13 protein-coding genes and 1 pseudogene are annotated in these 13,940 nt (G+C 65.2%); 1 reads left to right on the top strand and 13 read right to left on the bottom strand.

Annotated elements, in window-relative coordinates; translation table 11 throughout:
- The 13 genes and pseudogenes from QZY44_RS17975 to QZY44_RS18035 all read right to left on the bottom strand — a co-directional run.
- Positions 1-503: pseudogene (locus tag QZY44_RS17975) on the bottom strand (polyphosphate kinase 2); the annotation flags it as partial.
- A gap of 144 nt (positions 504-647) precedes the next feature.
- Complete coding sequence (locus QZY44_RS17980; RefSeq protein WP_295449271.1) at positions 648-1,214, bottom strand: lipid-binding SYLF domain-containing protein; 567 nt, start codon at positions 1,212-1,214, stop codon at positions 648-650.
- 80 nt (positions 1,215-1,294) lie between these two features.
- A complete protein-coding gene (locus tag QZY44_RS17985) occupies positions 1,295-2,971 on the bottom strand; it encodes a SulP family inorganic anion transporter (protein WP_295449275.1) in 1,677 nt (558 codons plus the stop codon).
- Positions 2,972-2,984: 13 nt separating this feature from the next.
- A complete protein-coding gene (locus tag QZY44_RS17990; RefSeq protein ID WP_295449278.1) occupies positions 2,985-3,368 on the bottom strand; it encodes a hypothetical protein in 384 nt (127 codons plus the stop codon).
- A complete protein-coding gene (locus QZY44_RS17995; protein ID WP_295449282.1) occupies positions 3,365-3,739 on the bottom strand; it encodes a P-II family nitrogen regulator in 375 nt (124 codons plus the stop codon). The genes QZY44_RS17990 and QZY44_RS17995 overlap by 4 nt, the downstream gene beginning before the upstream one ends.
- On the bottom strand, positions 3,736-5,526 hold the full coding sequence (locus tag QZY44_RS18000) for a DUF1538 domain-containing protein (RefSeq protein ID WP_295449285.1): 1,791 nt from the start codon (positions 5,524-5,526) through the stop codon (positions 3,736-3,738). Before QZY44_RS18000 ends, QZY44_RS17995 begins: the two co-directional genes overlap by 4 nt.
- A gap of 27 nt (positions 5,527-5,553) precedes the next feature.
- Positions 5,554-6,783 carry a biotin/lipoyl-binding protein gene (locus QZY44_RS18005; RefSeq protein WP_295449289.1) on the bottom strand — a complete coding sequence of 410 codons (1,230 nt, stop codon included), beginning with the start codon at positions 6,781-6,783 and terminating at the stop codon, positions 5,554-5,556.
- 3 nt (positions 6,784-6,786) lie between these two features.
- Positions 6,787-7,215, bottom strand: coding sequence for a hypothetical protein (locus tag QZY44_RS18010; protein ID WP_295449292.1), 429 nt, complete (start codon positions 7,213-7,215; stop codon positions 6,787-6,789).
- A 99-nt stretch (positions 7,216-7,314) separates the two neighbouring features.
- Positions 7,315-7,815 carry a DUF992 domain-containing protein gene (locus QZY44_RS18015; protein WP_295449295.1) on the bottom strand — a complete coding sequence of 167 codons (501 nt, stop codon included), beginning with the start codon at positions 7,813-7,815 and terminating at the stop codon, positions 7,315-7,317.
- A gap of 100 nt (positions 7,816-7,915) precedes the next feature.
- Positions 7,916-8,287 carry an antibiotic biosynthesis monooxygenase gene (locus QZY44_RS18020; RefSeq protein WP_295449297.1) on the bottom strand — a complete coding sequence of 124 codons (372 nt, stop codon included), beginning with the start codon at positions 8,285-8,287 and terminating at the stop codon, positions 7,916-7,918.
- Positions 8,288-8,354: 67 nt separating this feature from the next.
- The gene (locus QZY44_RS18025; RefSeq protein ID WP_295449300.1) at positions 8,355-8,891 is read right to left on the bottom strand and encodes a GNAT family N-acetyltransferase; all 537 of its coding nucleotides are present in this window, start codon (positions 8,889-8,891) and stop codon (positions 8,355-8,357) included.
- A gap of 11 nt (positions 8,892-8,902) precedes the next feature.
- The gene (locus QZY44_RS18030) at positions 8,903-9,721 is read right to left on the bottom strand and encodes a DUF3313 domain-containing protein (RefSeq protein ID WP_295449303.1); all 819 of its coding nucleotides are present in this window, start codon (positions 9,719-9,721) and stop codon (positions 8,903-8,905) included.
- 207 nt (positions 9,722-9,928) lie between these two features.
- Entirely contained in the window at positions 9,929-11,542 is a 1,614-nt protein-coding gene (locus QZY44_RS18035) for a sigma 54-interacting transcriptional regulator (protein WP_295449306.1), read from the bottom strand.
- Positions 11,543-12,020: 478 nt separating this feature from the next.
- Between QZY44_RS18035 and QZY44_RS18040 the strand changes: the two genes are divergently transcribed.
- Complete coding sequence (locus QZY44_RS18040) at positions 12,021-13,784, top strand: ATP-binding protein (RefSeq protein WP_295449310.1); 1,764 nt, start codon at positions 12,021-12,023, stop codon at positions 13,782-13,784.
- Positions 13,785-13,940: the final 156 nt, after the last annotated feature.

Below are 13,940 nucleotides of genomic sequence, written 5' to 3' on the forward strand. Positions count from 1 at the left end.
AGCCGGCGGGTCTGCTCTTCCGGGCTCACCTCCAGCCAGTACTTGAGTAAAATGATGCCAGATTCCACCGCCAATTGCTCGAATAGGGGCGTGACTTGCAAAAAACGCTTTACCTCCTCCTCGCTGCAGAACCCCATGACCCGTTCGACCCCGGCGCGGTTGTACCAACTGCGATCGAAGATCACGACCTCGCCGGCGGCCGGGAAGTGCGGCAAGTAGCGCTGCACATACATCTGAGTCTTCTCGCGGTCGGTCGGGGCGGGTAGGGCGACGACCCGAAAGACCCGCGGGCTCACGCGCTCGGTGATGGCCTTGATGGTCCCGCCCTTACCCGCGCCGTCGCGTCCTTCAAAGACGATGCAGACTTTTAGGCCGTGGTGGACGACCCACTGCTGGAGCTTGACCAATTCGACGTGCAACTCCGCCAGCGCCTTGTCGTAGACCTTGCGCTTGAGTTTCTCCCCGGTTTCCGGGGCGCCGACCGGCGTCTGCTCGGTCTTCACCTTCGCGGCCTTCACCTTGATCTTGTCTGACTTGGACTTCACTCATCGTCTCCGATTGATAGGGGGTGTCTGGTCTGCCCCGGTTCGCACCGGGGATGCCTGCGCGTCCCTGTCCCCGCGCTCATGGCGCGGGAGTAAGGTGGCTTACTTGCCCGGTTGGATACGGGTGATCTTGGAGCCTTGGATGCCCATTCCTGCCATCAGTCCCTGCTGGCCGAAGACGAATGCGTAGATGTCGTCCTTCATGGTCGTGGTGGTCAGGGTCCTGGCCTTGCCCTCGTCGATGACGACCACGCTGGGGCCCACCCCAATCTCCCAGCCCTGGCTCTGATCAAGGTAACGCAGCGCCGAGTCGGTCATGAAGAAGAGCGCATAGCCAAAGCTCTGGACACCCGCTTGGAGGCCATAGGAGGCGGCGGCGATCTGGTAGTAGCCCAGCGTCCGGCGGCCCTTGCGCATCACGCCCTCGCCGTACTGACCGCCGACCATCAGCCCGCCCTTGACCACAGAGGGGAAGATCATGATGCCCTTGGCCCGCCTTCCCAACTGCCTGGCCGCCGGGACTTCCCGATAGAGCTTGGACAGGGCTGCGCTGGCCTCCCGATCGATCTCGCGGCCGGTGGCCGCGGCGGCCGGTAGGGGCAGTCCCACCAAGAGTGCCAGGGCGGCGACCAGTACACCGCCGATCAGGTTACGCTTGAATGTCAACATGGGCATTGTCTCCTCTTCGTTTGATGATCGTTTCAGCATAATCGATGGTCGCGCGCGGGCGTGCAGCGGTGCGGCGCTCATCAGTCTGGTCCAGCGACGGGTGGCTGTGAGAGGTAGCGTTCGATGGTCATCGGCAGGTTGAACAGCAGGCGTTCGCGCCCGAGCGTCGTCCCCAGGGACGAGCGTTGAATCACCGCCAGGGCCTGCGGGTTCAGCGCCACCAGCCACAGCCGGATGCCGCGTGCGCTTAATCGCTCCTCGCCCTCGATCAACATTTTGAGCGCCGAATATTCGATGTCGGGTATGGCGCTGAAGTCGAGCGCCAGAACCTGGGGCCGGGCCTCGTCGATCAGTGCCAGCAGCTGCTCGCCGACGTACTGGGCGTTGGCAAAGAAGATCCGGCCCTCGGCGCGGGCCAGCAGGAGCCCGGGGATGGTCTCGTCCTCCGGGTGTTCGTCGGAGTGCGGACGGAAGACATCGGTGCCCGGCTTGCGTCCGAGGGTGTAGACCCGGGGGTGGGCCGCCTGGTAAGAGAGTGCCACGAGTGAGACGACGATCGCGACGACGATCCCCTGCAAGGTGCCGAGCAACACCACCCCGGCGCAGGCGACCAAGGCCCACAGGAATTCCATGCGGCGGATCTGCAAGATGGCCAGGAACTCGGCCGGCTGGATCAGGCCGATCGAGTACACGATCACGACCGCCGCCAGCGTGGCCTGAGGCATCAGTGCCATCAGTGGTGCGAACAGCAACAGCGTGGCCACGGCCGCCGCCGCGGTGGTCAACCCGGCCACCTGGGTGCGGGCGCCGGCCAGACGATTCACCGCCGTCTGTGAGGTGCCTCCGCCACCCGGCATGGCGCCGAACAGACTGCCGACGGCATTGGCGAGGCCGGTCGCGAAGAGTTCCCGGTTGGGCTGCGGACGCGGCTCCCCAGGCCCCGCAAAGGCCCGCGCCGCGGCGATGGACTCGGTGAAGCTCATCAGGGCGATGCCCAGTGCGCCGGGCCAGAGTTGCTCGATCAGGTCGAGGCTCGGCGGGGTGAACGACGGCAGACCCTGGGGGATCGGGCCGACGATCGCCACGCCGAAGCCCTGCAACGCGAAGAGGCCGGAGGCGGCGATGCCCACCGCGACCGCGACCAGCGGCGCCGGTGCGCGCGGGACCCAGCGCTCCAGTGCGATCAGGATGACGAGCATCGCGGCGCCGACGGCGAGGGTCGCCGCCGAGGTCTGCGGCAGGTGTTGGACCAGCGCGACCAGGTTCTGTAAGAAGGTGCCCTTGTCGAAATGGATGCCGAGCAGCTTCGGCACCTGGTCGAGCACGATGATGAGCCCCACCCCCGCCTTGAAGCCGGTCAGGACCGGCTCGGAGATGAAGCTGGCGACGGCCCCCAGGCGCAGGAGCGAGGCCAGCATCAGCATGACCCCTACCAGGAAGGCGAGGGTGGTCGCGGCCACCAGCAGCGCGGCCGGGTCTCCACCAGGGGCCACCAGGGCCAGTTGGGTTCCGGTCAGGATCGCCAGCGTCGTGGTGGTACTCACGCTCAGTGGTCGCGAGGTTCCGAGGATCGCATAGACCACCATGGGGACAAAGGCGGTATAGATCCCGGCCTCTACCGGCAGCCCGGCGACCGTGGCATAGGCCATCGCCTTGGGAATCACCACCGCGGCGGTGGTCAGGCCGGCAATGAGGTCCGGGCGCAGCCAGTCGCGGCGATAGCCGCCCAGCCACTCAAGCAGCGGGATGGTCTTCATGCGTCGTTATACTCTATGAGGCGTGATCGGTTTCATTGGCGAGGCCCTCCGGGAGCATGAAGGGCGTGGCGAAGGTCAGCGGTGTCATGAGCAGGGTGCCGCCCTCGGGCCGATGTAACTGGGCATGCGCATAGATCCGGTCGAAGAGTGCGTCCGCCTCCGCCGCTGCCACCACGATCGTGACCAGGCGCACGAGCGACGGTTCGGGTAGCTGTCCCCGCCGCGCGCTGGCCTCCCGCGGCATCGCCTGGCCGCGACCATAGACGCTGTTCGCCCGGGTGATGCCCGGTTGGTCCCGCAACCAGTGCAGCAGACGCCGCTCGGTGCCGTCATCGGGCAGGATGCAGGAGATCAGCTTGGCGGCCCCACCCGGCACCTGCGCGGCTGCCGCGCTCATTGCTCACCCCCTTGCTCACGTGCCCGCTCAAGGATCTCGCGTGGGATATAGGTCGCCATCTTTTCGATGGGCGTGATATAGGCCATCCCGGCGCCCGGTCGGTTGAGCTCTGCCGCCCGGTACACCGCCTCGAAGACGGCGTCCTGGTAGTCGGTGGCGACCAGGATGTTGACGACGTCCTTCTCCGCCTCGATCGCGATAGCCAAAAGCCCGAGCCGTTCCCGCGGGCCGATACCCCGGGCATGGTAAACCAGGGCACCGGCCGCGCCCATCGCCTGAGCGGCCTGGATGACCGTATCACCGCACCCGATGGGAACGATGCAGGTGATCAACGCAACATCCGTGAGATAAGTGATCTGGTCGTCGTTCATAATGGTGACTGGACCTCCAGCTCATGGTGGGTGACTGGTTCATGGCGGGCGGTGCGCTCCCGTAATCCGGCCTTCATCCGTCCCCATAGCCCGGTCAGCAACACGCTGATGATAGGGCCGATGGACGCCAGACAGAGTATCCCGAACCCCTCGACGGCCGCCGTCGCGTTGCCGAACCCGATCCCCATGGCGAGCACCAGCGGCACGGTGATCGGACCGGTCGTAACCCCGGCGCTGTCCCAGGCGACATTCACGAACTCCTCCGAGGAGACCGCGGTCAGCGCCGCGGCGAGCACATAGGGCGGGACGATGAGCCAGACCAGCGGCAGGTCGAAGATGAGCTTCGCCACGCCCAGCGCGATGCCCCCGGCGACGCCCAAGGATACCGCCAGGATGAGGGTGCGTTTCTTGAAAAACCCGTTGGTCAACTGCTCCGCGGTGACACCCAGGGCGTTCAGCGCCGGTTCGGCGATGGTGGCCCCGAAGCCCAGCACCCAGGCGAACACCAGGGCGAGGGTCAGCCCGACCGGATAGAGATAGAGCGGGGACCCGGCCGCGGCGGGGACCGCCATGAAGGCGGCGGGAACCAAGGCGCCGGCGCTCCCGCCGAGCAGCGACAGCCCGTAGGTCAGCCCGAGGTTGAAGAGACACATACCGATCACCGTCAGTCCGATCCCCAGGACCATTTCCGATGGGTGCTTCACGTGTTCCTTCAGCACCAGCTTCAGGATCACGAACAGGAACAGCACCAGCGGCATGATGGCGCGTAGCCCTAAGATGACCTCGAGCCCCGGGCTGCGCTCATACCAGGGGAGTGCACCGGCGCCGGTGCCGGCCGCCGTGGTCGCGGCGGCGATGATCTGCGCGGGCGTCAGGGTTGCGGCGACATAGAAGGCCAGCAGCAACACACCGATGATCGGAAAGAGCGAGGCCAGGGTCACGATGCCGAAACCGGACAGCCCGGAATCGCCCCGCCCGGCAGCGGCCGCGATCCCGATACCGAGTGACAGGACCAGCGGCACCGTGACCGGCCCGGTGGTCACGGCGCCCGCATCCCAGGCGAGCCCCATGACCTTGGCCAGTTCCGGGTCGCTCGCCCCATACAGGGTCAGCCCAAGCACGGGGATCAGGGAGGCGTAAATCAGCGGTTTCAGGCTCCAGCCGTAAAGGAAGCGCAGGGTCCCCAATACCGCCGCCAGGCCGACGCTGGCCCCAATGACGAGCACCAAGGCCCCCGACCATTGGTTGAGCAGTACCCACAGATAGGGCGCGCGTTGCGCCGAGACGTTCTGACCAGCGGCCTGGAGCGCGCCGATGGCCGGCTCCGCGAAGGTCACGCCGATACCGAGCAGGAGCGTGATGAAGAGTACGAGCGGCAGTGCCGACTTGCGCGGCAGGCTGTGCCCGATCAGTTCGCCGAATGGCATCAGGCCGAGCTTGAGCCCCTCCATAAAGCACATCAGACCGACGATCACCGCGAACAGTCCGGCGGTGATGAGCCAGGAGTCGGCGACGAGCTGGCGCAGGATCAGGACCTGAAACAGCGCGAGATAGACGGCCAGCGGCACCACGGCCTTGACCTGCGCCATGAAGCGCACCGAGACATAAGGGCGGAGCAGCCTCGCGATCTCGTCCGGGTGCAGCCGGATCGGGCCCGGCGCGGGCGGCGGCAGCGCCCGGCCCTGTGCGTCGCGGCGCAATGGCGGCAGGATGGCGTTAAAGCTCAATTCGCGCCGCCCGGCGCCGATGGCGCGGAGATAGTCGCCGTACCCAAGCGATAGTTTCATGCGTTACCCCCTCCTGGCGGGTGCCGCTCAATGCCCGCCGAAGACCAGCACCTGCATTGGCAGCAGCAGCGCCTGGATACGCAGGATCATCGCATGCACGAGCCCGATCGCATCGATGGCGTGGAGTCCGAACCGGTGCAGGGCGCCGATGTTGGGGTCCTGCAGCGCCGCGTAATTGCTGGTATAGGTGTTGGCGATGCAACTGCCGCCCGGGGGCAGGTCGTCGAGCTGTCCCGGGTAGAGCGGCTCCATGATGACCGTGATCGTGCCGGGAGCGCCCGTCTTCGCGGTATCCACCAACTGGTCGGTCTGGCGCACCTGGCCGGAGGCGATGACGTGCTGGACCTCGGTCACGACCATCGGGACGATCTGCCAGGGCATGGCGATGCAGGTCACCTCCCCGATCATGCCCACCTTCATGACCTGTGCCTCGATCTGGCCGAAACCGGCCACCAGGCCCGTGGCCATGCGGTCCGGCACCAGGATGCCGGCCGGTTTTACCATGGGGTTGACGACATCGCCTGGCCGCACGGCGAATTGTTGCAGGACCCCGTCAGTCCCGGCCACGACCATGGTCTTCTTAAGATCGACCTCGGCCTCACGCAGCGCCGCCTCGGCGCTCGCCTTCTGGGCCGGAAGCTTGGACTCCAGCTCGGACTGGGCGCCGGCCCGGGTCGCCAGGGCCGCCGCGAGGGCGCCCTGCTGGGTGTCGACCTGCACGCGCATCTTTTCAACATCGCGCACGGCGACCGACCCCGGACTGCGGCGCTGCAGGTCCTCACGGGCCGCCAGTTCGTCGACGGCCTGCTTGAGTGCCCCGCGTGCCTGCACGATGCGTCCGTCCGCCTCCGCGAGCTTGGACTTGGCCCCAATCATGGCGGCGTCGACCTCCGCGATCTTGCGTTGGGCCGTGGCCACCGCCGCTTCCTGCTCGGTGCTGTCCATCCGGAACAGGGGCTGCCCGGCCGTTACCCGTTGATTGAGTTGGACGAAGGTCTCGGCAACCCGGCCGACCTTCTCCGGCATGACGGTCACGGTCCGAAACATCGCGTTGGCGGACTTGGTGGCGGGATGAAAGTAGAAGATGGTCGTGATCAGACTGAGCGTCAGGATCAGGCAGAGGGTGATCCCCCAGCGCAGCTCGAACCAGATCGTGAACAGGGTGATCTCGTGTCCCAGTCGCTTGCCCTGAACGAAGCGGCGAAACAGGAAGTCGGGCAGGATCGATAGCATCGAACACAGGAATAACTCGACCATGGCTCAGACTTCCTGCGGCTCAATGGGTTGATCGGCGGCGGGCACCGGCGTCGGCAGTGCCGGCGGTGGCGCTACCACCGGGGGCTCGGTGTTGGCGGCGATCCGCTCCAGCGAGCGGGCGATCGAGGACACCGGCGTCATGAAGTCCGGCAGGGGCACGAATGCGAGCAGCAGCCCAGCGATCCAGAAGGCGTGGTTGTGAGTGAAGAGCGCCAACAGCGCCAGCACCGCGACGATCTCCATCTGCACCTTCTGGCCGCGATGTGCCATCTGTTCCGGCAGGGCATGCAGCTTGAAATAGAAGATGCCGATGCCGATCACGGCCAGCAGCACGAAAATGGCCATCACCACAAACAGCACGTCGGTCTCTCCCGGCGCCGTGACGAAGAGGGGTAAGTGGTGCGTTGCGGCCGGGTGTAGCGGCTCAGCCATCTGCGTGTCTCCTAATCGATGTTGTCTAAAGGTGGGGACGGGGTTGCAGGCCCCGTCCCAGGTGAGACTCCGTCCTTGAGGTCGGGTGGCAGCGGGTCTCTAGTCGGCGAGCTTGAGCGTCAGATAGCTCACTCCCCCGGCGATACCAAGCCCCTTGCTTCCTTCCAGCGTCAGCGGTTGCAGGGTCAGGTTGGTGGAACTGCCACCGACTAGCACGCCGACGCCACCGCCGACACCTAAGGTCACCGAGCCCTTGCCGCCCACGAACTTGCCGGCCAGCGCACCCGCGCCGGGGGTCGTGTCCTGCGAGCCTGCCAGTACCGTGTAGACCAGCGTGTCGTTACGCTTCCAGTTCAGGTCGAGTCCGACGCCGATTCCCGTCTCGCCGACATAGCGCTCCTGTTTGCCCTTGTTGTACTTGAGTATACAACTGACTTGGACCTTCGAGTTGATGATCCGATTCTCCTGGGTGCCTGCATCGGAGGTGCAGGTGAGGACGCCGATTTCAAAGCCGCCCGGCGTCGCCGGGTCCGCCGCGAGAGCGGCGCTTCCGAGCAATGACAAGGAGGCGGCGACAACCAGATGTTTCACCACGTTCATTACTAAGTCCTCAGGTGGTGCAAGAAAAGCGCAAGCGACTTTGCCGTTTGAAGTACGGGTCAGTGCCCCGCGGCGAAAATACCAGGCCGACGCTTCATCCTCAGCAGGGCCTGCTGGATGATCGCGATTGCGTCAGCGAAAGCAGACCCTGTGCATGCCGCGCCGCCGCGATGACCTCGATCCCGGCGCGCTGCTCCACCCGGTCGAAATGGATGGTGGGTGGCCGCGCGGACAACTCGATTGCCGCCACCAGTGTCTTGTAGGCGCTGGAGGTCAGATGCCGGTCCAGCGCGGCCTGTGAGCCCCACTCCTCCACCAGAGTGAAGGCGTTGGGGTCCTCGATGTCGGCATAGAGGCGGCACGCGATGCAATCCGGTACCACCCGGGTCGGTTCCAGCAGTGCGCCGACACTGCTCAAGAAGTCGGCCTGGTCGGCTGCCGGCACTAACACGGACAATGAGAATACGATCATCGGGGGTTGGTGCGGGCGACCGCCATGCCAGGCAACGCAGGTCGTCGGCGCTGTGCATGCATGCGCTTCATTCGTCCAACCTCAGGATGACCTGCACCACATCGTCCAGTCGCCTGATGGTCATTGGAAAACCGCAACGGGCGAATACGGCGAGCATCGATGCATTGCCGGGCAACACCTCTGCGGTAAACCGCTTCAGCCCCTGCTCGCGGGCAATGCCGGCGAGGTGCCGCAGTAGCTGGCGAGCGAGGCCTTGACCCTGGTAGTCCTCCTCCACAACAAAAGCGATCTCCGCGCTACGGCCGATCTCGGGGTCCAGGTAAACGATGAAACGGCCGGAGCCGACGATCGTTTCGCGCTGCCCCTGCCGGACCGTCGCGACCAGCGCGACCTCATTCTCGAAATCCACCTCCGTGGCGCGCTTGAGATCCGTATCACTCAGGTGCTTTTTGACTTGGAAGAATCGGGTATAGATGGATTGCGGCTCAAGTGCCTCGAATGCGGCGACGATCCCACTCTTGTCGTCCAGCCGAATCGCCCTGACGGCAGCCGACGCCCCGCTTTTCAGCGTTACCTCGACAGCGTAGTTACGAGCATCCATCATCGCTTACCTCTTCATTGCGGCGCCGGCTTTGCTCCGCGCAACGCCGCGAAGCGCTGTGCCGTGAGTGCCGACCACTTGTCGAATGCATTTCTGGCGTACGACCAGCTCTGGAACGAGTTGACATAGCCGTTCGCCCAGGTCTGCGCGGCCCCCACGGCACCTGCATCCAGGTCGGCCGCATATTTGCGCCCGATCTGCGTGTCCCGGCATTCGGCGAGGACGGCCCCTGAGGTGCCATCGCGCAACTGCATCTCCATGCCGGTCTCGCCAAGATAGGGCGTGGACCCGGCGGGGCGTCCCGTGGCCACGCCGGCACCCGCCTCCGCCACGAAGCCATAGGGCACTGCCGTCCCGGCCAGGCTTTCGACGACCTTGGTCGGCACGAGATTCGTCAACGCGATCCGCATCACGATCACGCCACGCCCCGGCTGGTCGACCACCTGCAGCTGTGGCTTGAGTGCCTTCACCATTGATTGATGAAAATAATCGGTCAAACTCTTGAGGTCAGCCGGGGCTATACCCTTTTTTTGGCCTGGCTTGACATTGACCTCAATGGGCGAGACCAGCACCTTGCTGTAGCGCTTCGCGTCCAGATCGGGCCGACGCCAGCACTGGATACCATCCGCCCAGGGCACCGTCTTGAGCCGGCCGTAGTCCGACAGGAAACCGCTCTTTGTCAGGCGGGTCGGGTCGCTCGCGGTCACGCCCGCGCCGCTGCCCATGACAGATGAGTAGGTGGAACTCATGGAAGTGCAGCCCACGGCGAGGACTGTTGTGGCCAGGGTCAGGCCCCACGTCCACCGGGTGGCCCCGGCACTGATGTCGATCATGATGGTCTCTACTTGTTGGAATCGTGAGAAGGCGATCATCGCAGGTCGGTGCACGCGATTGGACTGGGATGCTATCAGGCAAGAAACCTGCCATACGGACCAGCGCGACGAACTGTTAAGAAGCTTAACATAGTGGGTGGCTTAGCTGCGCCAGCTCGGGCCTGAAGGCCCAAGGCCCCGTGGCGAGAATCCGAAATATCATAGGCTCTACGAAATATCGGAGGCCGGTCGTCGTAGACCGAGGCGCTTCATCCGTGATTCGAGTGTGGTCGGTTTGATGGCGAGTCGCTCCGCGGCCCCGCCGGACCCACGGATACGCCAGCGTGCCTGCTCCAAGGCCAACAGGATGTGGGCGCGCTCGCTCTCCTCAAGGGTGTCGGTGGGTGCCTCGACGGCGGCCGGTGTCGGCGCTGCTCCGAGCACGACGCGCAGGGTGCGGTCGCGGGTGAGGATCATCGCCCGTTCGATCACGTTACGCAGTTCGCGCACATTTCCCGGCCAGGAGTGGGCGAGCAGCGCGGCCATGGCGTCGGGGGCGATGTGGTCAATCGGCTTGCCCATCGACTCACTGAGTTCATTGACGAATTCCCAGGCCAGCAGGGCAATGTCCTCACGCCGCTCGCGCAGTGCCGGCAAGGCGATCGGAAAGACGTTCAGTCGGTAGTAGAGGTCTTCCCGGAAGCTGCCTTGGCGCACGGCCCGGGCCAGGTCGCGGTTCGTGGCCGAGATGAGGCGCACCTTGACCCTGATCGTGCGGGTGCCCCCGACCCGCTCGAAGCTGCCGTCCTGGAGCACGCGCAGCAGCTTCGTTTGCAGTTCCAGCGGGAGCTCGCCGACCTCGTCGAGCAAGAGGGTCCCGCCGTCCGCGAGTTCGAAGCGGCCCATTTGACGTGCCAGCGCGCCGGTGTAGGCGCCCTTCTCGCGCCCGAACAGCTCGGCCTCGATCAGCGAGGCCGGCAGGGCGGCGCAGTTGACCTTGATCATTGGCCGGTCCCGGCGTCCACTCAGGGCGTGGATGGCGTCGGCCAACACCTCCTTGCCGGTTCCCGTCTCCCCGAGCAGGAGCACCGTGGCGCCGGTTGGTGCGACCGCCCTGACCTCCTCCAGCACCTGGTTGAAGCGTGGCGAACGGCTCGCCGGCACCCGCCCGGACCGGATACCGGCGGTTTGACGCAGATAGTGATTCTCTGCCTCCAGACGTTCTTTCAAGCGTGTGATCTCGGCGAGCGCGGCGGCGAGCGCGGCCTCCCGGCGGCTACGCGCCAGCGCCTGGGCCAATACCTCCCCGACGAGCTTGAGCCGGACGATGAGATCTTCCGGCCAGGCGCGCGTGTGATGGAACGCGGTGAAGGCGATGGCGCCGATGACCCGGCCGCTGATCCGCAGCGGGATGCCCAGGTTGGACCTCAGACCGATACGTCGACAGTACTCGGCCTCAACTGTGGCCTGCGGGGGTAAATCGGCGGGGATCGCGCTGAGCACGATCATCCGGCCGGCCCGCAGCTCTCGGAAGTACCAGGGGAGTGACGGACCTAGCCCGCTGAGTGTGGCCTCAATGCCGCCGCGGGCGACCGAGCATAGGACCTCGAATGGCCCGTCGTCGGTTGCGAATTCGCCGAAGCTGCTGCGGTCGAAGCCGAGGAAGTCTGCCAGCCGCTGGAGGGCACCCGCGATCTCCTCGATCACACGCTCAGCGGGGAGATCGGCGAACTGAGCCGACAGATCGCCGAGCAGTCGCTCGAATGCCAGACGTTCGGCAGGTGATATGTCGGCGTTATCGGGTCCGGGCGTGGCTTGCGTTCTTGGTTGCAAAGGGCTCAATGATTGATTGATCTGGGGCGTCCTGGGCGAGAAATCTGCGGCTTCATGCTGTGGGGGGCGCCGGTGCCTGGGGCCGTGAGGCGCACGAGGGGGCGAATTATAGTCGTTATTGAACCCTGGCAAGGGGCGAGCGGAAGGACCTAGGGCACCATCTGCTCCACCCCGGCATCAAGGCGATGCCTGGCGCCCTGTGGGCTTCCAAACCATTGATGCCATGGAAGTCAGTGGTCAGGGGAAGCCAGGCTTGGCCACTGCTTGCAGGGCCTCACCGACACCGCGCTCGGTTTCACTTGGCCGCGGACGTCATCGCAGGTGCGGCAGCGCACAGACGCCCGGGACCCGCGGCTGTCATTGTTCCTTTTGGCGCCCATCCTGGTGCTGCAGCCCCCCGGTTTAGGCGGTTGTCGTTGCACTGGCGCCCCACCGCAGTAGTTGCTGCCGTTGCGCGCTCCCACCTGAATCGAATCGGACAATGTTCATGCGCAAAAGCGGAAAAGGTGCCCCCGGACTGGGCACGGTGACGGCCATCAGCGAAGACCAGCGTCAGAAGGCGCTGCTCAAGACCGGTGCCCTGCAGACCGCGATTCTGAACAGCGCCAACTTCTCCAGCATCGCCACCGACGAGCGCGGTGTGATCCAGATTTTCAATGTCGGTGCCGAGCGCATGCTGGGCTATGCCGCCAATGAGGTGGTGAACCGTATCACGCCGGCCGACATTTCCGACCCCCAGGAATTGGTGGCACGGGCCGCAGCACTCAGTATCGAGCGCGATACGCCCATCGCCCCTGGCTTCGAGGCGCTGGTGTTCAAGGCGCGGCGCGGGATCGAGGACGTCTATGCGTTGACCTACATCTGCAAGGACGGCAGCCGGCTGCCGGCCGTGGTGTCGGTGACGGCACTGCAGGACGCGGCCAATGCCATCATCGGCTATCTGTTGATCGGCACCGACAACACGGCACGCCAGCAGGCGGAGGCCGAGCGCCGGCGCCTGGATGGGGTGCTGAAAGACAGCCTGCTGGAGCTGAAGAAGGCCAAGGTGGCGGCGGAGGAGGCGAATCTGGCCAAATCGGATTTCCTCTCCAGCATGAGCCACGAGTTGCGTTCGCCGCTGAACGCCATCCTCGGCTTCGCCCAACTGATGGAGACCGGTGTACCGCCGCCCACGCTTCGGCAGAAGGACTGCATCGACCAGATCCTGCAGGCCGGTTGGTATCTGCTGGCGCTGATCAACGAGATCCTGGACCTGGCGCTGATCGAATCGGGTCGGCTGTCGCTCTCCCCCGAGCCCATGTCGCTCGCTGAGGTCCTGGCGGACTGCCAGGCCATGATCGAGCCGCAGGCCCAACAGAACGGCATCCGCGTGTATTTTCCGGTGCTGGACGGGCCCTGGCTGGTGCGTGCCGACCGCACGCGCGTCAAGCAGGTGCTGGTCAACCTGTTGACCAACGCCATCAAATACAACCGGGTCGGCGGTCGTGTCGACCTGCGCTGTACCGCGGCGGCGGATGAGCGCACGCGGATCAGCCTGCAAGACACGGGTGAGGGGTTGGCGCCCGACAAGCTGGCACAACTGTTCCAGCCCTTCAACCGCCTGGGTCAGGAGGCCGGCGCCCAGGAGGGGACCGGCATTGGTCTGGTCGTCTGCAAGCGGCTGGTGGAGTTGATGGGCGGCACCATCGGGGTCGACAGTACCGTGGGTGTGGGCAGCACCTTCTGGATCGAGCTGAACGCGACGGTGGCGCTGCACCTGGCCGCTGACCCGGTGGAAACCCCAACGGTGGCACTGGTCGCGGTGGCCGCTGACGGCGTATTGCACACCCTGCTCTGTGTGGAGGACAACCCGGCCAATCTGATGCTGGTGGAATGCCTGCTGGAGCGCCGGCCCGACATCCGGCTCTTGAGTGCACGTGACGGCCGGCGCGGGGTGGAGATGGCACGCGCCTGCATGCCCGACGTGATCCTGATGGACATCAATCTGCCGGGTATCAGCGGCATCACGGCACTGCACATCCTGGCCGAGGACCCGGCCACGGCGCGCATCCCGGTGATCGCGCTGAGCGCCAATGCCATGCCGCGCGACATCGAAAAGGGTCTGGAGTCAGGCTTCTTCCGCTACCTGACCAAGCCCATCAAGGTGGGCGAGTTCATGGATACCTTGGACCTGGCGTTTAAACACGCGCTCGCCACCGGCCAACCCGCAAGTATAGAACTGAAGTTTCCTACTTTTGATCTGGGGCCTTGACCGTCATTCCGGCGATGCTAGTCCCGGCTCCTGTCCTTGAGCGCATGGGCTGCACATCGGTGCACCGGGCAGATGGTCGGAACGGCGGACGGGGACGGCGGTGGGTTCATGGCAATAAAGCGTACACCAAAAGTGATTTCATATTAGTGGAAGCTA

Source organism: uncultured Thiodictyon sp. (genome assembly GCA_903837595.1).
Classification (GTDB): domain Bacteria; phylum Pseudomonadota; class Gammaproteobacteria; order Chromatiales; family Chromatiaceae; genus Thiodictyon.